The sequence below is a fragment of the Bradyrhizobium sp. NAS80.1 genome (assembly GCF_001908205.1).
Taxonomy (GTDB): Bacteria; Pseudomonadota; Alphaproteobacteria; order Rhizobiales; family Xanthobacteraceae; genus Bradyrhizobium.
Genome location: NZ_LGHL01000224.1, coordinates 1 through 19,343, shown reverse-complemented (window position 1 = coordinate 19,343; position 19,343 = coordinate 1). Strand labels below are relative to the sequence as shown.

The following is a 19,343-nucleotide window of genomic DNA, read 5'->3' as shown; positions in this document are numbered from 1 at the left end:
CAGGCACTATGCAACACGGGCAGAAGCCACACGGGATATCTTTGCCTATATCGAAGGCTTCTACAATCGAACTCGTCGTCACTCCGCCATCGGCTTTATCAGCCCGATCGAGATGGAGCTAAAAGCAGCTTAACCCTGTCCATTTTTTCGGGGGAAGATCAAGTTGAGCCGGTCACTTACCCTGAGGGTAAAAACTCGTTCAAAGGGCCAAAGTGAACGTCTGCATCCGCCAACATAACCGCGAGGATCAGGACAGCCGCGATAATTGCGAGCGCAAGTGCGGACGCAAGGATGGCGAAGCCTATCTCGCTAAGACACCGCTTCATTTAGAATGCTTTGCTAAATTGACATGAGGCTGTTTGTTAACGACAGCGGCTCTATTCGGCGGCCTCGACGATACCGCCGTGCCAGCGATAGACGAAGGGCAAGCCGCGTTGTCGCCATTGGCATCGAAGCAGACCGGACCGCTCACCGTATCGATCGCCTGCGAACGGAGTGCGGCGGCCGCCCGCACAGCGTTGAATGAGCCGGCGTGCTTTACCGCCTGCGCCGAGGCCTGGACGGCGGCATAGGCTTAAAGCGTGTAATGCTCGACCGAGAGCTTGGAAGCTTTGAGTGTGGCCACGCCACCGCCTGCGTTGGCGTTCCTGATCGGATCCATCTCGGGCTCCGCGGGTGATGGCCCAGAAGTCAGCAGTCATCAAAGGATCGCTCCCACGAGCGTAAGGTCGGAAGCAGCATCTGCAGCACGCCAAACAGTCAATCCCATTTCGGTTTGGTAGTCGCCAATATAGGCGAGCTGTAATCTGTTTTTCGTCATTCTCTAGACCGGCACCATGTAATCCGGATGGCGCTTGCGTCGGAGTAATGACGACGGGCCTCAACAAGATCGCCGATGCCGTTGCCGGCGATAACCCTATCCTCAAGGCCGCGTTCCTCGGTTTGAATAGCGTCGCAAGATGTACTCGGCTGCCACAATGCCCCGATAATCGTCGCCGCCGTAGATCCGGAAGACAGTCGTAAGTCCACGTTCCGTCAGCTGAGCGTTGGTTGACCCAGGTGAGATTTGGATAACTCCCCTCGGCGTAAACGTCAGAAACTGGAACTCATGAAGCAGAACCATAAGGGCCAACGACGAGCCTGACTCGATATCCAGTCAGCCTATTTGCAACGGTAATGACCTGCTTGGGATCACAAGCGCCGTCCGCGACCTGCAGTATGATCCTGGTATGGAGAAGTAAACACGAAGCATTCAGCGCCTCGACGACTTCAGCCGCACCATTGTGCATTTGCGCGCCGAATGCGGCGCTGCTTCTAATGATCGGACCAGCTACCGCGACGATGACGTCGGTCGCGGACGCGGTGAAAGCCAAAGCGCAGGATAAGAGTGCAACGGCTGCACCGGACCTTGTAGGCCAACTCAACATTGTAGAGCTCCCGATGTTTATCCGAGTATGCAGTCAATTTGTGGCTCTGAACGTGCCGCGGGCCCAAAGCGATGTTCGGGTAGTCGAGGTTGTTCCTCCAAGCTGGACCAGCAGCCGTGGCGACTACGTTTACAATTTGACGCTACGTGCGGTTCAAGCCCTTTGACGGGTGCTCTCGATCATTCGTCGATCAGCAGATCGAGATAGCCACTGCGGGTCGCAGCGCGATGAGTGATCAAGCCATCAAGCGGGAATCAAAACCGCCGAGCGCCAGTGACGTCAAGAAGTGCATTCGCAAGCAGAGCCGCAGTGGTGCGGAGCATCCCTGCGGGGTCAGTGCGGCTGATCCTCCAGGGCAACGAGGGCGCGGTCGAGATACAGCATGAGGTGCGGATCCCACCCAGCCAGGATCCGAGAGTTGCACAATCGCGCGAGAACGTTCAGGACGGTTGAAACGGTCGAATCAATTCCGGCGAATTCTTTGATCAGCACGCGCGCCTTAAGCGCCACGGCCTTTGTGCGGTCGCTGCACGGATGCTCCTCTCGATCCATACAATCGCGCAGCTCATCGCGGATACTCCGCCACCGCTCCTCGCCGTCAGCAGCTAAGGCGCATGTGCATGGACGAGGCGGAGGGGGTTTTTCAACCATCGACATCGCATTCAGCGTGGCAGGTAGCTCGTCTACACTCACCTGTGCATCGCCGTCCGTCGTCATGTTGCGCAAACGATCTCGTAACTGAGTTGTACGAGCAACTTTAACTTCAATACGCTCCAGGTGCTTGCGTAATAGGTCCGTGAGGGAGGTGCGGCCGTTCATCGCCTTCCGGATCTCCTCAAGTGAGAAGTCGAGATCACGGAGAGCCCGAATTTGATGTACTCGTTGAATGCTTTCGCGGTCGTACATCCGGTGACCGCCGTCCGTGCGCTCCGACGCAGCAAGTAGCCCCATGTGCTCATAGTGATGCAGAGTGCGTACCGTTACTCCAGTCGCACCTGCAAGTTCGCCAATGCGCCATCGACGCCTTCGTGGTGTAGCTTTTGTCATGATTTTCTATTTTAAAGCCTACAACCTGACGCCACGTGAGATTCAAGCTATTTCAATCGTCTAACTGAACCTTCTTACACTTCGACACAAGCAAAGAGCCCTATCGCGAGTGTCGCTCGATCAAACGGCGGAGGTGAAGGCGTCCATCAAAATAATCAGAGATGCCAACTCGGCACCGCGTGCAGCTCCGCGCTGCAGGACGATGTGGGCGATCGCTGTTCGATTTTCCGGAGTGCGCATCGCTGCGGGCAAGGCGGTAATTGCTCGGTCGAAAATCTCTCCCAAAGTTGAAAGCTCCTCTGAATCGAAGATGCGATGCTCTTGTTGCAACGTTCAGCTCCTTGATTCTCATTGCGCTAGCGGGCGCACGTGGCCAAGGTGTTTGGCTGTGGTGAGGCCAAAAGGAGACCGACCGGCGACGCACAGGACGATGACGAGTATGCACATCAAGTGATGCCGTTGTGCAACACCATCGCCATCGAGCCTGACTCGAAGCCGCGCGTAACTGTTGTCCCCACGTTTGGTCAGCGGAATGCTCGCGCACTGCAGATCTCGAGCGCACCTAAAAATCGCGGTTGTTCTTAGCCGTGGATTGCGAGGCTTACCTCCCGCAGCTCCAATCGCGACTTGAGGCCGTTGCCAACGGGGCGGGCTCGATAGCAATTTGCAATCGCCTGCACAAGGTCAGGAGCGATCGAAAAGACTGCAAACCGTCGCGAATCCGGAGTACAGGATTGGTGGAGGCAGTGAATCTAAGCTGGGACGCAGTTGAGCTGCTGAATTTGTGCCACTGATGAGGGCATGGCAACTGTTCCGTTACCGCGAACGAGGCTCGATTACTTGCGATGCTTTGGTGGGGGCGGATTGGTTCGTGGATTGGATGACGATAGGCGTTGATTGAAGTTAGAGCGCCTGGATGGCTGCCTTACGTCACGCCGAGAACCCCATGCGGGAGGACTCCTGCAAAAGTATCTCTCGCATCCATATGCTTGCCGGATCGGTGTTGTGAAAGGCGGGCCATTGGACGGCTTCGGTGAAGACGGGAAGTGACGACGGCAGGTCAACAATCCGCAGCGGGGTGGTTTTCTCGAAATGTTTAACCAGCCTTAGCGGCATTACTCCTATTCGGTCAGTGCCTGACAGCATGGGTGGGATCATGCAAAAGCTCTGCACGGCAATATCGATGCGTTGCTTAATCCCGTGCTGAAGGAAGAACTGTTCCTCGATCGAGGAGGTGTGTGCAAGAGCCCACCTGACCGCAACCTGTCGTAGCTGCATATATTTCTCGAATGATAGCCGGCGCGGTAGGCGGTTGTTCGTGCGGCAACCTGCACACACGAGCCGTTCACAGAATAGTGGCGCCTTCGGATGCGCGCTCGACATGAATGGCTCGGGCATGATCAGAAAATCGATGTCACCTCGCCGGAGAAGCTCATCGTGGTCTTCGCTGAGCGGCAGCAATTCGAAGCTTACTGTGGGAGCGTCTCGCGCTGCACGCTCTACGATCTGCCGGAAAAAGAGCGAGGTGGCGCAATCGGAAAGACTGATTCTGAACCGACGAGTCGATTCGGCTGGATTGAACACTTCGCGCGCAATAATGGAGAGTCGGATGTCGAGCAACGCGTTGCGAACAGGGGTGGCAAGGCTTTCTGCACGCGGTGTCGGGACAAGTGTTCGACCTGTCATCGTAAACAGCTCATCGTCGAAATAGGCGCGCAGCCGGGCGATGGCGGCGCTCATGGCCGGCTGACTGAGGTTGATGTTGCGAGCTGCGGCGATGAGTTTGCGGTCGGTCATCAGTGAATCGAGCGCCACCAGAAGATTCAAATCAAGGCCGTTGAAGCGCATGCTCGTCCAACTGAAGGCGCTTGGATTGGGCGACAGTCGCGGCGTCTATGATGGTATCCATCTTCCACCTGAACTGGTCCATCCGAGTTACAGCGCGAGTGCTATGAAACCGCCTGCGTGCTTGATCGCTGCGAGTAGACGACTTCAGCGTTGAACTCGCCGGCGGGGCGGAATGGACCATTATGGCGCTCCAGCAACCGCTTGTAGCGCCAGATCGATCTTATAGCGACCACAGCAGTGTAGCCCTGAGTTGCGCCATTGGGGCGCAAATCTGCCGTCCGTCACTGATGACCGCGTGCTTTGTCCTTGGCCGCCGAATGCAGGCCTACAACCTGACGCAGCGTGAGATTCAAGGTAGTTGTATTCGGCGGGGCGTCTCTTCGCGAGGGTTTTGTCCTCCTTAGCGCCACAGTCTTCGGAAGATCATTGCGACGTGACGATCGCTAAGCCAAATCGTTGCAGCCGACAGCTCTTGGCGGCTGAGCCGTGCCACCATCCGCAATGAAGATACATCGAAGTTTAAGGCGCCTTGCCAAGCAGCCCGTAATGCACCTGTGCGTTAGAAGAACCGGTCACTATAAGGCGCTCATGAACGTCCCGTCGTGTTAGTGACGTATCTAGCAATGCCTGTGACGTCGGGGCGTCTCATGCCCAGAAGCCATGTTGGCGGCCTCCTGCAACAATATGCGCCGCATCCAAATACTTGCCGGATCGGTATTATGAACGGCAGGCCATTGGACGGCTTCAGTGAACGCAGGAAGCGGGAGCGGTGGTTCGACGATCTTCAGGAGCATTTGCTTCTCGAAATGCTGAGCTAATCGTAACGGCATAGTCCCGATGCGAACAGTGCCCGATATGACGGACGGGATCAAGCTAAAGCCCTGCACAAAGACCTCGATGCGCCTCTTGAGCCCATGTTCAAGCAAAAACCAGTCTTCAATGTTAGGCCTTAATGCTCGTCCAAACTTGGTTGCGACGTGTCCCATCGACATGTATCTCTCGGCTGTTAGCTGGCGGGATAACTGCTCGTTTGTGCGGCAGCCTACGCACGCAAGCGTCTCCTCGAACAGTGTTGCCTTGGGGTGCGCGCTCGACATGAACAGCTCCGGAAAGACAAGAAAGTCGACTTCACCGCGCCTGAGAAGCTCATCGTGCTCATCGGAAATCGGCAGCAACTCGAAGCCCACCGCAGGAGCCTCTCGCGCGACACGGTCAATGATTCTTCGAAAGAAGATGATTGTCATGAAGTCGGAGAGAATGATCCTGAAGCGGCGGCTCGATTGAGCCGGGTCGAAAGCGTCCTGCGACATAATAGAGAGTCGAATGTGCAGCAGAACCTCGCCAGTCGGGACCGCCAGCCCTTCGGCCCGAGGTGTTGGGACAAGTTCGCGGCCTTTCATCGTAAATAGTTCATCGCCGAAATAGGTGCGTAGCCGGGCGACGGCGGCGCTCATAGCCGGCTGGCTCAAGTGAATCTTGCGTGCCGCCGCGGTGAGATTGCGCTCGGTCATTAGAGCATCGAGCGCAACAAGAAGATTTAGATCAAGGCCCTTGAACCGCATACTAGGGATCTATCCGTCATGTGGATGTGTTCTATCGAAACAATCGATTTTACCACAGCGTGGATTATTGGATAGCAAACTTCAATCTAAAAAGGTGAAACAGGCATAACATCATGGCCATCGCACTTTGCGTGAGCTCCGAAAAGAAGTTGAGGTTCGTATGCGAGCTGCACCGCGTCGGATTGGCGCAGCGATGGCTCGATAGGAGGCGTTGGGACTTGCTAAACACTTGTATGGGTTCTCCCTTCATTTCAATATTGCCGGTTTACGTTCGTACAATTGAGTCATTGCGCGGTTTCGCCTTTGTTGCACGACGAACGGCACGCGCGGTTGCGGGCGCCAAATCGTGCCGCGACTTGCCACAGGCGTCGCTTGGCCCATCGCGTTAAAGGCATGTTGAAAATGAAGACCCCACTAGACCTAGTGCAAGTGTTTCGCGCGTTTATTGCGTGCGCCGCCATCAATCGCTACGCGTCGGGCGAGAGTGATCGAGCCGCGCTGTACGCGTCTGGTCGTACCGGGATCCGCATTCCAACCACTCGGCTCTTGGGGGGGGGTGTGGTGGCACGAGTATTGAAGCCAGGCTCTACGCACCGGCGCACCTTGTTTCTGTGACCAGTCATTGAGCGAGGGAGTCGCTAACGGACCAGGTCCGCTCCCAGCTAGCTCTCGGTGGCTTGCCATGAACGTTGCCGTATCTACAAATAGGGAAGGTGTCTCAATGCGTCCGAAAGTTCAGTGGAGAGTGCGCTGGGAAAGTGAACTGTGCGTCGCCGACCATGTCGAACTTTCCGAGTTCTTTCGGAAGAGCTACGGGCCGACCGGTGCCTTCAATGCGCAGCGATTCCAGGACAATCGTAGTTGGGCTGGTGCGAGGCCCGAGGTCCGCGCAATCGGCTACGACGCTTGCGGTGTAGCCGCTCATATTGGTTTACTGCGCCGATTCATCAAGGTCGGTGAAGTCGATCTACTAGTGGGCGAACTGGGATTATACGCTGTGCGCCCCGATCTTGAGGGGCTTGGAATAAGCCATTCGATGCGCGTTATGTATCCCGTTCTGCATGGGCTTGGTGTTGCGTTTGGCTTCGGTACAGTGCGACCCGCACTGGAGAATCATATCGCGAGATTGCTTGGCCGGCAGGGGCTCGCGACAATCATTCCCGGCATTCGCGTGCGTTCGACCCATCCGGAGGTGTATCTGGATTTGTCGACTAGCCGCCTCGACGAGGCTCTCGTTCTGGTGTTGCCGATTAGGCGATCAATAAGCGAGTGGCCGACTGGTACGATTATCGATCGGAACGGGCCAGAGCTGTGAATCATCCCGATCGCCTGCCCGTCGTGCGTAGCGAGTACGCTGACGCCAACGGAAATCGCTGTGTCTATTTGACGTTCGACGACGGTCCAAATCCATATTGCACACCAGACGTGCTTGATGTTCTGGCAGAACGCAAGATATCGGCGACGTTCTTCGTCATCGGCGCATACGCAGCGGAACAGCCGGATCTAATCGAACGCATGATCGCTGATGGGCATGAGGTCGCAAATCACACGATGACTCATCCCGACCTGTCCAGATGCGAACCAGCCGAGGTGCAGAGTGAAATACAAGGAGCCAGCGAGGTCATTCGTGCGGCTTGCCCGCACGCCCTGGTACGGCACGTACGCGCACCCTACGGCAGATGGACTGCAGAGGTGCTCGCGACGGCAGCGAAGGCCGGGCTGAGCGCGGTACACTGGTCGGTGGATCCAAGAGATTGGTCTCGCCCTGGGGCTGATGCGATTGTGAACGCAGTGATGGCCTCTGTCCGACCGGGTGCAATCGTGCTTTTGCACGACGGATGTCCTCCAAGCGAGCTGGCACAGCAAACTCGTGCTGGGCTGCGCGAACAGACCCTCGCGGCGCTTTCGCAGCTCATTCCTGCGCTCCAAGAGCGTGACTTTGCCCTCTCCCCACTTCCTCAACTTCAGTGAAACTGGAACCCTATGGATTTGCTCGGCACAACCAGCACTGTTGCTGTCTCATGTTACGCGCTGCTCTCGACTGTCTACAAGAGCTTGCAGGCGTTCTATGCTACGCGAGAAAATGCACCCTCGCTATCACGTAACCTCACTCATCCTGCGCCCGCTCTGCCAAGCGTCGATGTCATCGTGCCCTGTTTCAACGAGGAGCCGCACACGCTCGCAGCCTGTCTATCATCCATTGCTGCTCAGGACTACGCTGGGAAATTGCGGGTCTATGTGATCGATGACGGTTCGGCCAATCGCGCCCTTCTAGAACCCGTTCACAGGATCTTCGCAAGTGACCCCAGATTCAGCTTCATTCTGCTCGACAAAAACGTCGGTAAACGCAAGGCGCAGATAACCGCAATACGACGTTCGTCTGGAGAGTTGGTGCTCAACGTCGATTCCGACACGATGATAGCGGCCGACGTAGTCACAAAACTTTCGCTGAAGATGAAGTTTCCGAAAATCGGTGCGGCCATGGGTCAGTTGATCGCTAGCAATCGCAGCGACACCTGGCTGACAAGATTGATCGATATGGAATACTGGTTGGCTTGCAACGAAGAGCGCGCGGCGCAGGCTCGATTCGGCGCCGTCATGTGTTGCTGCGGCCCGTGTGCTATGTATCGTCGATCCGCGCTGCTGTTGCTGCTAAATCAGTACGAATCGCAGTTCTTTCGCGGGAAGCTCAGTGACTTCGGTGAGGATCGTCATCTTACAATCCTCATGCTGAAGGCAGGTTTTCGAACCGAGTACGTCCCGGATGCCATCGCGGCAACGGTGGTCCCGGACCGCCTGGGGCCTTACCTGCGTCAACAACTGCGCTGGGCCCGCAGCACCTTCCGCGACACGTTCCTTGGACTGCGCCTGCTGCGAGAGCTTGATGGCTATCTTACGCTCGACGTGATCGGACAGAATATCGGTCCATTGCTTCTCGCGCTGTCGTCCTTAACAGCTCTCGCGCAGTTCGCCGTCACGGCCACAATGCCGTGGTGGACAGTCGTGACGATCGCGTCAATGACCATGGTTCGCTGCGGCGTAGCGGCGTTTCGTGCTCGCCAATTGCGATTCATCGGCTTTTCTCTGCACACACCGATCAACATCGTTCTTTTACTTCCCGTGAAAGCCTATGCGCTGTGTACGTTGAGCAATAGCGACTGGTTGTCGCGCAAGGTGACCAGCGTGCCGAGTGGTGATGAGAAGCAGGCTGTCATCCAGAGCCGAGCGTCCGACAAAGAGCTGCAGGAGGTTAGCAGTTAGCTGCGGCAATTCGCGGACGGAACTTTCGTGCAGTGCCAGGCGGCCGCCTGTGACCTACAACCTTTGCGGCGGTCCGTGATCGACTACGATGCAGGAGAATGCCCAATGACGCGGGACAAGAGGTACCAGCTATTAGAGCGTGAATTGGCTGCCGATGATCCGTGGCGCCTCAACAGTAATCCGTTTGAAGAGAAGCGTTACGCACAGATGCTCCGGATGTCGCAATCCAAAGAGGTCATTAGCAACGCCCTTGAAGTCGGATGCGCGGCCGGTTCGTTCACGGAGAGGCTGGCTCCCCACTGCCAGCGTCTCATGGTGGTCGATGTGATGCCGCCGGCGATTGCTCGGGCGCGCCAACGAACGAAGAGGTGGTCGCACATCACGTGGATAGTCGCGGACATCGAACGGTTTTGGAGCTCGGAACTGTTCGATCTAATCGTGGTGGCGGAGGTTCTTTACTACCTAGACGACATAACCGAAATGCGCGCAGCGATCCAGAACCTAACGAGTATGCTAGCGACAAACGGGCGACTTGTTTTCGGATCGGCGCGTGATGATAAATGCAGGCGCTGGGGACACCCTGCTGGTGCTGAGACCGCAATCGAGATCTTCAATGAAACGTTGATTGAGGTCGAGCGCCTGCAATGTCTAGCGGAGTCCGGTGAAGAAGAGTGCCTCCTCGTCCTGTTTCATAATCCGGTTCGATCGTCAGAGCTATCGAACTGCGGTGATTAGGCAAGAAGGAAGTATGCGCATCTGCGGTATCAAGCTGACCCATGTTGGATCAATCGCTGTTGTCGATGACGGACGGCCTGTCTTCTGCACCGAGCAAGAGAAGGCGCAAACACTTTCGGCCTGTTGCCCGGTTTGCCTGGAGGATCAGGCGCCGTCCATTTGCAGCCCCTGGAACGGCCAGATCCCTACAAGCGTTTCGATCAACAGAGACGGCAGGAGTGGCAGGACAACGTTCCAGCAGTTGTACATCTGGACGGATCTGCGCGATTGCAGACAATTCCTAGAACGTCTCGACATAAGGTCGCCGAGCTCCTTCTTGAGTATGAGCGACTCACAGGGATTCCGCTGCTTCGCATTGGACGTGCCAACCACCACGCACGCGGGTTCTTTCCGGATGCACAGCAGCGTGCCATTCTGGGCGCGTGGAGCATGTATGGTGGTGCGACGGCTTGCTCTCGATCAAGGCGGTCATAAGGGAGCCGTCGGCGCGTGAACAACTTCTTCCAGCCTAGTATGAACATGTCCACCGCAGCAATCGATCTTGCCGGCGTAAAGAAGTCATTTGGTGACAAGCTCGTGGTCAACGAGCTGTCGTTTACGGTCGGCCGTGGAGAGTGCTTCGGGCTTCTCGGGCCGAACGGCGCCGGCAAGAGCACAATTGCGCGTATGGTCCTTGGCATGATGTCGCCTGACGCAGGAGAGATAAAGGTGCTGGACGAGCCCGTACCGGCTCGAGCTCGCTTGGCACGCATGCGCATCGGTGTGGTCCCGCAGTTCGATAATCTCGAAGTCGAGTTTACCGTGCGTGAAAACCTCTTGGTATTCGGTCGCTATTTCGGGATGGGTGCGCGCAAGATCGAGAGCATCGTGCCGTCGCTGCTTGAGTTCGCTCGCCTGGAGAGCAAGGCGGGCACCCGCGTCTCCGAACTGTCCGGTGGCATGAAACGGAGGCTGACGTTGGCGCGCGCGCTGATCAACGACCCGCATCTGTTGGTCATGGACGAGCCGACCACCGGTCTCGACCCGCACGCGCGCCACCTCATTTGGGAACGCCTGCGATTGTTGCTGGCGCGCGGCAAGACGATTCTTTTGACTACACACTTCATGGAAGAAGCGGAGCGGTTATGCGATCGGCTGTGCGTGCTTGAGGATGGAATCAAGATCGCTGAAGGTAAGCCTCACGCGCTGATCGAAGAGCACATCGGCTGCCACGTGATCGAGATCTATGGGGGCAATCCACAAGAGCTGTATGCATTGATCAGGCCGTATGCGCGGCACCTGGAAGTAAGCGGCGAGACGCTATTTTGTTATGCTCCTGATCCGGAGCAGGTTCTCGTGCGATTGCGCGGGCGTGCCGGCCTTCGTCTTATGCAGCGTCCTCCAAATCTCGAGGACGTCTTTTTGCGATTGACCGGACGCGAGATGGAGAAATAAGCGATGGGTGAGGGTTATGCGGCGGCCATGCCCGCCAACGCGCACAATTGGGTCGCTGTGTGGCTTCGCAATTTCTTAGCATGGAAGAAAGTCGCGCTTGCATCGATTCTCGGCAATCTCGCCGATCCCATGACCAACTTGTTTGGCCTCGGGTTTGGGCTCGGGATAATCGTCGGGAGCGTTGATGGTACTTCATACATCTCGTTTCTGGCGGCCGGCATGGTTGCGACGAGCGCCATGACCGCTGCGACCTTTGAAACAATGTACGCGGCTTTTGCCCGCATGGCTACAATGCGCACTTGGGAAGCAATCCTATCCACACAGCTGACACTCGGGGATATCATTCTAGGTGAATTGGCGTGGGCAGCCAGTAAGGCCGTTCTGGCCGGGGTAGCGATTGGAGTCGTCGCCGCCATATTGGGCTATGCGCCGTGGCCATCCATTCTCTATGCGATCCCAACAATTGCGCTGACTGGCCTCGCTTTCGCGAGCCTGGCGATGGTCGTCATATCCCTTGCACCCAGCTACGATTATTTCGTGTTTTATCAGACGCTTGTCGTAACGCCTATGGTGTTTCTATGCGGCGTAGTCTTTCCGCTGAGCCAAATGCCCAGCTCATTTCAGCATTTGGCGGGGGGTGTTGCCGTTGGCTCATTCGGTCGAGCTCCTTCGTCCAACAATGCTGGGCCGCCCGATGCTCGATGTCGGCATACATATCGGTGCGCTTTGCATCTACGCGGTGTTGCCGTTCTTTCTGTCCGCGGCACTGTTTCGTCGACGTCTGATGCGGTGAGACAGCATGCCACAGAAAACGGCGATGCGAATGATGCAATCTTGCGAGATGACGGCGTGTAGAGACGATGGAGCATGCGACAATCACCTCGACAAGCCTTCCGGAAAAAAAGACATCAGTTAAGAATACCGCGCCCAGAGGCGATCTAATGGCGGTTCCAATGCCAGCGCGACTGTTGGCTGAAGCGTAAACCCGCGCTCTCGGGGAGAGGCGAAAGTACAACTTTGGAATGGCTGTTGGGCCGTCCTGTTACGATTAAATGGAGAACGAGATGCTGTGTCTAGGATTGAGCGGCGGGCTGGACAAGATTTATGAAAATCCACTCGCGCTGTCGAACACGTTTTTGCACGATGGCGCAGCCGTGCTCGTCCGTGACGGTCGGGTCATAGCAGCCGTCGAAGAGGAACGCCTCAATCGAATCAAGCACTCGAACAAGTTCCCAAGCAGTGCGATCCGATACTGCCTTGCAACGGCAGGAGTGCATATCCGCGACATCGACCGTATCGCCTTCTACGCGAGTGAAGCCTATTCCAACAGCATGCTCGAGCGGCTTCTTGTGGCTCAGCCGGATGCCTTTATTCCGTTGAATGCCAAACTGTTGCTGAGGAATTTGCTGGCGCAGGAGTTCGATGCCGAGATCGATGAAACGCGGCTCTCTTTCGTGCACCACCATCACGCGCACGCCGCAAGCGCCTTTGCGATGTCAGGATTTGAGCAAAGCCTCATTTTTGCAGTCGACGGCGGTGGCGATTTTCTCTCGGGGCTTTTGGCGGTAGGGTCGGGAGCCAAAATCACCGAACTCGCGAGTTTTCCGGAGAATAATTCGCTAGGGCTGTTTTACCTCGAGGCCATCCGATACCTCGGGTACGGCCTGTTCGACGAATACAAGGTTATGGGACTTGCCCCCTACGGGGATCCGGCGCCTTATCGTAGGCTGTTTGAACAGTTCTATGAACTCTTGGACGATGGTGGCTATCGTGTTCACCTAGACCGAATCGGACCGACACTGCTCCGCAACATTCAGGTCCGACGAAAGGAAATGCCATTCACGCAACAGCATCGAGATGTGAGTGCTTCGTTGCAGGAGGCGCTAGAGCGGATCGTGTTTCACATCCTTCTGCACTATCGCGAGGCGACCGGCATGAAGCGTCTGTGCCTGGCTGGAGGTGTAGCTCACAATTGCACCGTGAATGGTAAGCTGCTTTACTCCGACCTTTTCGAAGACATATTCGTCCAACCCGCGGCGCATGACGCTGGTTGCGCATTAGGTGCGGCACTAATGATGTCGAGCGATTTAGGCACGCCCGCCCCCCCGTGAGCGACTTCAGGATGTCTATTGGGGCCCCGACATCGGAACCGAGCTTGCCGTAGAACACGAACTGAGTGCATGGGCGGGGCTCGTGGACGTTGAACGTCCGGATGACATAGCTGCAAGTGCAGCGGGTTGGATGGCCGATGGTGCCGTAATCGGCTGGGTTCAGGGTCGTTCTGAGTTCGGACCACGGGCGCTAGGCAATCGCAGCATTCTTGCTGACCCTCGTCCAGCTTCAAACAAGAACCGAATTAACGCGATGGTCAAAAAGCGCGAAGGCTATCGCCCGTTCGCGCCATCTGTGCTGGAGGAGGATGCGAACGAGTTTTTCGAGCTCCCGGAGGGCAAGCGCGAATTTCCTTTCATGAACTTCGTGGTCCGCGTGCGCGAGCCAAAACGTACTGTGCTCGGCGCCATCACGCATGTCGATGGTACTGCTCGGCTGCAGACGGTATCGCGCAAGGCAAACCCACTCTACTGGGAGGTTATCAACGCGTTCAAAGAACGAACGGGAGTGCCGGTGCTGCTCAATACGTCGTTTAACAACAATGCCGAGCCGATTGTGGATTCCGTACCTGACGCGATCACCACATTTTTGACGACCGACCTGGATGGACTTGTGGTTGGGCCGTTCCTTGTCAAAAAGCGTACTACAGCGCTCGAGGACTGGACCGTGCTGGCGGTTTCATTGCCGCCGTATGTGTCCCTTCATCGAGTTCGTGCTTTCGCTTCGGAGGATCACCAGGAGACTGTGTGCGAGATCCGCAGAGGACACTCGCGCGGTGACAGTGTGGGAATCTCACATGATTTGTTCGATCTCCTGATGCAGATCGAGGGGGAAACGGTCCTCGGATCCCTTGTCGATAGACCTACCCTCGACCCTGCCAAACGCGAAGCTCTCGTGAAGGAACTGCGGGGATTGTGGGAACAGCGTTGCGTTCGCCTTTATCCGCCTGGCGCTGCTCGCATCAGACAACGCGGCGTTTGCGTCGGGTGATCCATACATCGGTCTTCGGTAATAACGACTCGTACCTGCAGCTGAAACGAGGCAACGCGAATGCTCGTCAGTGACCCGATGAATGATCGGTTCGTGATTTCTCGACGACGGACTGGGTTCGGTGATTGCCTGTGGTCGTTGGCGTCAGCCTGGCGTTACGCAAAGCGGACTGAGCGGACGTTAGCCATCGATTGGCGTGGCTCGTGTTATCTCGATCAGCCATTCACCAACGCCTTTCAAGTGTTCTTCGAACCAGTGCAAGCGATCGATGGCGTGCGAGTCATTTGTGATGACCAGATCAATCAGGTGTCATTTCCGGGGCCGTTCTTCCCGCGCTGGTGGAATAAAGCACCGATAGACTGCGTTTATCGGCCAGATGAACAGATTTTCCGAGAGCGTGACGAACTGGGTCGACTTTTCCAAAGTGCCGAAGATGTCGATGCGAAAACCGTTGTGTGTGACGCCTGCTTTATGTGGCGCTGCGATCAGGACGCCGAACGGCAGATATTTCGGACCATCAAGCCGCAATCTGAAATTCAGGCTCGAATTGATGGCATTTACCAGGAGTGCTTTGAGGGGCACAGTATAATCGGGGTTCATGTTCGCCACGGCAACGGGGAAGATATTATGGGACATGCGCCCTATTGGGCGGATCCGGAACTCGCGTTCAGGCAGGTATGTACTGCCATCTATAAGGCGAAAGCATTAGTGCATCCAAGACCGGTGAGGGTGTTCTTGTGCACGGACAGCGCGCTGATTGTCGAAAGGCTATCTGGAATATTTCCCGATCTCTTCACGATCCCAAAGCGTTTCCAGTCTCTTCAGGCTGGACCTTTACATAGTGCAGCATTGGGCGCCGAAGGCGGCGTTTCTGCTCTCATTGAGATGTATCTCCTCGGGCGATGCGATACCGTCATTCGGTTTCCACCGACGAGCGCTTTCACCCGCTATGCGCGCCTCTTCGCGCCACGCATTATTGAGTTCGATTTGAAGGACCCGACGCGGTTGATCTTAATTGAAGAATCGTCGAAGGGATCGCGGCTTCATGAACCTATAAGCAACTGACCGGCTTTGTCAGAGTACCATCCGGTTGAAGATCGTCGGGTAGTCTCGGATCGTGACGTGTGCAATTGGCGTATGACTCAATGCTCCGGCGAGTATGCCGGGTGGGTGATTCACCAGTTAACGGAATGTTTGTTTGCGGATAATCGCGTGTTTGTTCGAGGTTCTCTGGATCTCGCTTGATCCGGAGCTAAGAGGGAAGCCGGTGTGATGCTGGCGCTGCCCCCGCAACTGTAAGCGGCGAGCCGCTGTCCAATACTGTCACTGAAGCCGGTTGGCTTCGGGAAGACCGGATAGCAGCGATGACCCGTGAGCCAGGAGACCTGCCCCGACAACATGTTCGTCCACGGGCGGGGTGTCCCGGTGGTGCGTCGAGCAGTCCGTTACGGCGGCTTTCCTGCACGCATCCGCCATTGCCTTGCCTGTAGAAGGCTTGCCCCAACTAATGGGTTGAAGCAATGTCTACCATTTCACTTCCTGTTGCCACCTTGGGTATGCCGCGCATTGGCCCGCGCCGCGAGCTCAAATTCGCGCTCGAAAGCTACTGGACGGGAAAGTCAAGTGAAGCCCAGCTCTCCGATGCTGCGGCCGGACTTTGCATCGCCAGCTGGGCGCGGCAGAAATCGTTCGGTGCAACGGTCATTCCGTCGAACGACTTCTCACTCTATGACCATGTGCTCGATACCAGTGTGATGGTCGGTGCCATTCCAGACGCTTACGGTTGGACCGCAGGTCCTGTGTCGCTAAAGACCTACTTCGCCATGGCGCGCGGCGCACAGGGCGAGAGTTCAGATGCGAGTAGCGACGCCGACCGACACGGCCCGGCGGCGCAGGAAATGACGAAGTGGTTCGACTGGTGCCGGAATTTCGGAAGGACCAACCTTCACTCTTTCCTCTCGTAAGCCGATTGAGGAATATGAAGAGGCAAAGAGCCTTGGCTACCAGACACGCTGCGTTCTGGTTGGCCCAGTCAGTTTCATGAAGCTGGGCAAGAGCGCAGATCCGGCATTGAGTCCGTTGTTGCTGCTGGATCAGCTTCTGCCGGTCTATGTCGACGTCCTTCGCGAGTTGGCCAGATGCGGTGCGGAATGGGTTCAGCTCGACGAAAACCTCGACGATGCGTCCCGCAGCGCGTTGAGGCGCATCTCTTCGGCGAAGCTTTCAATTACCCACAAAGTCTCCTCCGACCATGACACCTAGCGCTATGTCGGTGAGACGAGACAGCCCGCGCCACATGACGGTATTGCCAGGTGGCGGATCGCTGGCGCGGGCGAGATAACCGCCGAGCCGGGCGACCTTGATCAAATAGTGCGACAGCGTTTTCCGTCTTGCTTTTGGTCTGTCGTTCACGAGGCGATCGAGCACGCCGATTTCAGTCGCGGTCAACGCGAGGGTTGGCGGCGCGTCTGGAGCCGAACGGTTGAGCATCGTCATCCAAAAGACCCGCCAACTCAGGATGCAAAAGAGCGAGATCAGATTGGTCAGACGCTGGGCGGTCCTGAGCTTGGACTCCTCAGCTTTGCAGCCTGATTTGAGGATCTTGTGGAACACCTCGATCTTCCATCTCAAAGCATACCATTCGAGCTTCTCAATGGCGTCGGTGCGGGAGCTAACAGGCAGATTTGTGATCAGCTTCCACTCGATTTTCTTTCTATTCTTCGGCGTCATGCGTTCTTCGGCATGGATCACCGTCAGGTCAGCGCGGGATAGCGCTTCTGCTTTCCGATCGGGGGCAGGACGCGAAGCTTGCGATATCTGATCTCGAGGACGGCTTCATCGGGATCGCCGTTGTTGTTTCTGACGTTGATGCGATGCAGTCCTTTGACGGCAACCTCGTCCATTTCGTCGGCGATCGTGTGATTTCCATCCCCGGCCAAACGGTCAACGCAAGTCCTAATCACGAAATGCGTTCCAGCTTCCCGGGCCGCGCAGAACAGCTCATAGATGTCGCTCTCGCGATCACCGACATGGATGCATCGTCCCGGATCGCCCAGCAGCTCTGTGGATTGACGGACATTGTCCAGCCACCGAATGCTCTCCTTCTTCTCGATGGGAACGCGCGTCGGATTGATCTTCTTCTTAAGCGCGGCAGTCCCCTTGAATTTCTTCCGGGTCCAGAGTTTGACCGCCGCCAGTCCAAGCGGCAGCCCTTCGGTTGTCACCGCCAGGCTCGAGTGCATCAGGATGCCGCAAACCGTGTGCGACCTCAGGCGGCCCGCCTTGTCGCGCCCGCTGTTTATGCTCTTGGTGATCCCGATCGCGTCTGAGTTCTCCCTTTGATAACTGAACTCGGTCGTATCGTGGAGCACTAGAATAGGCCCGTCGGTGGCAATCGTGCGCTCACGCGTCGATTGAAAGTGGCCGGCCAGAATGTCCGCCTCACTGACCCGGTCGTTGGAGAAAAAACGATACGCGGCCTTGGTATTAGCCCAGTCCTGGCACACCAGCGGAATGCTTTCTCCCATGGCGCTCCCGATCTGCGCTACCAGTTTGCGGAGCCGCTTATTCAGGCGCTCGTCGGCAAGGTTGCAGCCAGCGAGCTCGCGATCAAACCATGCGTCGGCTTCTTCGTCCATTGGCACCGCCCCCTGCGAATCGGTGCCAGACAAGGAATCACGGTCGATTCCTGCGATGCAATAGTTGGTGCGCTCCCTCAGCCCTCTCGGCTAAATGTGGGTAATTGAAAGTCGGCGAAGGCCGCCTTGTGTAGTTTGCGAAGCGGCCTGAGGATTTGACCTTAAGTCTAGCTTTAAGGTCACGTCGGGAATGCAAGTCAATGTGTTGGGCGCCGAGCGTCGGCGGCGATGGAGTTACGACGAGAAGGTCCGCCTTGTCGAAGAGACCTTGCAGCCCGGCGAGACGGTCTGCGGCGTGGCACGTCGGCACGGGGTGGCTCACAGCCTGCTGTTCACGTGGCGTCGACAAGCGCGCCAGGGGCGACTGGGCGGAGATGCCGCATCTGCTCTTGTTCCCGTCGAGATCACGCCGGTAGCGGCTCCGATCTTGAGCAGCGCGTCACAACCTGCGTCTTCACCGCCAGCGCAGCGTGCAAGGGCTGGAATCATCGAGATTGAGCTCGGGGGGCGGCTGTCGTGTTCGCGTTGACCGTGACGTGGATATTGAGGCGCTGCAGCAGGTTCTTGAGCTCTTGCGACGACGATGATCCCGATTCCGAACGGCGTCAGGGTCTGGATTGCGACCGGCCACACCGATATGCGCCGCGGCATGCGAAGCCTGGCTCTCACAGTTCAGGAGAGCCTGAAGCGCGATCCCCATGCCGGCGATCTCTACATCTTCCGGGGCCGCAGCGGCGATCTGGTCAAGATTCTTTGGCATGATGGGTTGGGCATGTCGCTCTATGCCAAGCGCCTGGACCGCGGCAAGTTCATCTGGCCTTCGGCGTCGAACGGCGCGGTATCGATCTCAGCGGCGCAGATGGCCTATATGCTGGAGGGGATCGACTGGCGGAATCCGCAACTGAGCTGGCGACCGAGAAGCGCGGGTTGAGCACAAAATCCCGCAGATTTTGCATTTTTGGGGAGTCCCAACGCTTCCAATCTGTGATTCACTGTGTCGCATGGATGCTGAGCGCGACGCTGTTCCGGATGACATTGCCGCCCTGAAAGCAGCGCTGGCAGCCGAGCGCGCGAAGGGTTTGGAGATCGCAGCTGAACTTGCGGTCGCCCGTGCGAAAGCGTCTGAGGACGAAGCGCTGATTGCCCAGCAGAAGCTGCAGATCGCCAAGCTGAAGCATCAAATCTACGGCCAGCGGTCGGAGCGTTCGTCGCGCCTGATCGAGCAGTTGGCCTTGACGTTCGAAGAGTTGGAAAGTGACGCCACTGAAGACGAGCTGGCGGCAGAGCGC

16 protein-coding genes, 4 pseudogenes and 1 riboswitch are annotated in these 19,343 nt (G+C 56.9%); of the genes and pseudogenes, 14 read left to right on the top strand and 6 right to left on the bottom strand.

Annotation, left to right across the window (positions count from 1 at the left end):
* Positions 1 to 133 (top strand): IS3 family transposase (locus tag AC629_RS46010; RefSeq protein WP_143199759.1); only part of this gene is annotated, 133 nt, incomplete at its 5' end.
* 1,627 nt (positions 134 to 1,760) lie between these two features.
* On the opposite strand, the gene AC629_RS37870 is transcribed toward AC629_RS46010, so the two are convergent.
* From AC629_RS37870 to AC629_RS37855, 4 genes are all read right to left on the bottom strand, one after another.
* Positions 1,761 to 2,474, bottom strand: a complete 714-nt coding sequence (locus tag AC629_RS37870) for a MerR family transcriptional regulator (protein ID WP_083636288.1) — start codon at positions 2,472 to 2,474, stop codon at positions 1,761 to 1,763.
* Between the two features lie 120 nt (positions 2,475 to 2,594).
* Positions 2,595 to 2,804 carry a hypothetical protein gene (locus AC629_RS37865; protein ID WP_074119476.1) on the bottom strand — a complete coding sequence of 70 codons (210 nt, stop codon included), beginning with the start codon at positions 2,802 to 2,804 and terminating at the stop codon, positions 2,595 to 2,597.
* A gap of 600 nt (positions 2,805 to 3,404) precedes the next feature.
* On the bottom strand, positions 3,405 to 4,322 hold the full coding sequence (locus AC629_RS37860; protein ID WP_074119477.1) for a LysR substrate-binding domain-containing protein: 918 nt from the start codon (positions 4,320 to 4,322) through the stop codon (positions 3,405 to 3,407).
* 617 nt (positions 4,323 to 4,939) lie between these two features.
* Positions 4,940 to 5,884, bottom strand: a complete 945-nt coding sequence (locus AC629_RS37855; RefSeq protein WP_074119478.1) for a LysR family transcriptional regulator — start codon at positions 5,882 to 5,884, stop codon at positions 4,940 to 4,942.
* Positions 5,885 to 6,566: 682 nt separating this feature from the next.
* Here AC629_RS37855 and AC629_RS37845 point away from each other — a divergent pair.
* From AC629_RS37845 to AC629_RS37800, 10 genes and pseudogenes are all read left to right on the top strand, one after another.
* Complete coding sequence (locus AC629_RS37845) at positions 6,567 to 7,199, top strand: NodA family N-acyltransferase (RefSeq protein WP_084809814.1); 633 nt, start codon at positions 6,567 to 6,569, stop codon at positions 7,197 to 7,199.
* Entirely contained in the window at positions 7,196 to 7,855 is a 660-nt protein-coding gene (nodB, locus tag AC629_RS37840) for a chitooligosaccharide deacetylase NodB (RefSeq protein WP_074119481.1), read from the top strand. The genes AC629_RS37845 and nodB overlap by 4 nt, the downstream gene beginning before the upstream one ends.
* Positions 7,856 to 7,867: 12 nt before the next feature.
* Positions 7,868 to 9,145, top strand: a complete 1,278-nt coding sequence (nodC, locus tag AC629_RS37835) for a chitooligosaccharide synthase NodC (protein ID WP_143198074.1) — start codon at positions 7,868 to 7,870, stop codon at positions 9,143 to 9,145.
* A gap of 105 nt (positions 9,146 to 9,250) precedes the next feature.
* Positions 9,251 to 9,880 carry a nodulation methyltransferase NodS gene (nodS, locus tag AC629_RS37830; protein WP_074119482.1) on the top strand — a complete coding sequence of 210 codons (630 nt, stop codon included), beginning with the start codon at positions 9,251 to 9,253 and terminating at the stop codon, positions 9,878 to 9,880.
* A gap of 104 nt (positions 9,881 to 9,984) precedes the next feature.
* Positions 9,985 to 10,392 (top strand): annotated as a pseudogene (locus AC629_RS37825) (carbamoyltransferase C-terminal domain-containing protein); the annotation flags it as partial.
* 1 nt (position 10,393) lies between these two features.
* Entirely contained in the window at positions 10,394 to 11,314 is a 921-nt protein-coding gene (nodI, locus tag AC629_RS37820) for a nodulation factor ABC transporter ATP-binding protein NodI (protein WP_208867021.1), read from the top strand.
* A 3-nt stretch (positions 11,315 to 11,317) separates the two neighbouring features.
* Positions 11,318 to 12,107, top strand: a pseudogene (locus tag AC629_RS37815) (ABC transporter permease).
* 271 nt (positions 12,108 to 12,378) lie between these two features.
* A pseudogene (locus AC629_RS37810) lies at positions 12,379 to 14,416 on the top strand (carbamoyltransferase family protein).
* 60 nt (positions 14,417 to 14,476) lie between these two features.
* The gene (locus tag AC629_RS37805) at positions 14,477 to 15,481 is read left to right on the top strand and encodes a nodulation protein NodZ (protein ID WP_074119484.1); all 1,005 of its coding nucleotides are present in this window, start codon (positions 14,477 to 14,479) and stop codon (positions 15,479 to 15,481) included.
* Positions 15,482 to 15,622: 141 nt separating this feature from the next.
* Positions 15,623 to 15,823: riboswitch (cobalamin riboswitch) on the top strand.
* A gap of 113 nt (positions 15,824 to 15,936) precedes the next feature.
* Positions 15,937 to 16,615: pseudogene (locus AC629_RS37800) on the top strand (5-methyltetrahydropteroyltriglutamate--homocysteine S-methyltransferase); the annotation flags it as partial.
* Positions 16,616 to 16,639: 24 nt separating this feature from the next.
* Here AC629_RS37800 and AC629_RS49355 read toward each other — a convergent pair.
* Together AC629_RS49355 and AC629_RS49350 are read right to left on the bottom strand one after the other, a co-directional pair.
* On the bottom strand, positions 16,640 to 17,167 hold the full coding sequence (locus AC629_RS49355) for an IS4 family transposase (protein WP_245330417.1): 528 nt from the start codon (positions 17,165 to 17,167) through the stop codon (positions 16,640 to 16,642).
* Positions 17,168 to 17,169: 2 nt separating this feature from the next.
* The gene (locus AC629_RS49350) at positions 17,170 to 18,054 is read right to left on the bottom strand and encodes an IS4/Tn5 family transposase DNA-binding protein (protein ID WP_245332122.1); all 885 of its coding nucleotides are present in this window, start codon (positions 18,052 to 18,054) and stop codon (positions 17,170 to 17,172) included.
* A gap of 190 nt (positions 18,055 to 18,244) precedes the next feature.
* Between AC629_RS49350 and tnpA the strand changes: the two genes are divergently transcribed.
* The 3 genes from tnpA to AC629_RS37780 form a co-directional block, all read left to right on the top strand.
* Positions 18,245 to 18,583 (top strand): IS66-like element accessory protein TnpA, encoded by a 339-nt coding sequence (gene tnpA / locus AC629_RS50805; protein ID WP_084809813.1) that lies wholly within the window; start codon positions 18,245 to 18,247, stop codon positions 18,581 to 18,583.
* Between the two features lie 54 nt (positions 18,584 to 18,637).
* Positions 18,638 to 18,985, top strand: a complete 348-nt coding sequence (gene tnpB / locus AC629_RS37785) for an IS66 family insertion sequence element accessory protein TnpB (RefSeq protein ID WP_084809812.1) — start codon at positions 18,638 to 18,640, stop codon at positions 18,983 to 18,985.
* A gap of 70 nt (positions 18,986 to 19,055) precedes the next feature.
* The coding region (locus AC629_RS37780) for an IS66 family transposase (RefSeq protein WP_210419165.1) at positions 19,056 to 19,343 on the top strand (288 nt) is incomplete at its 3' end.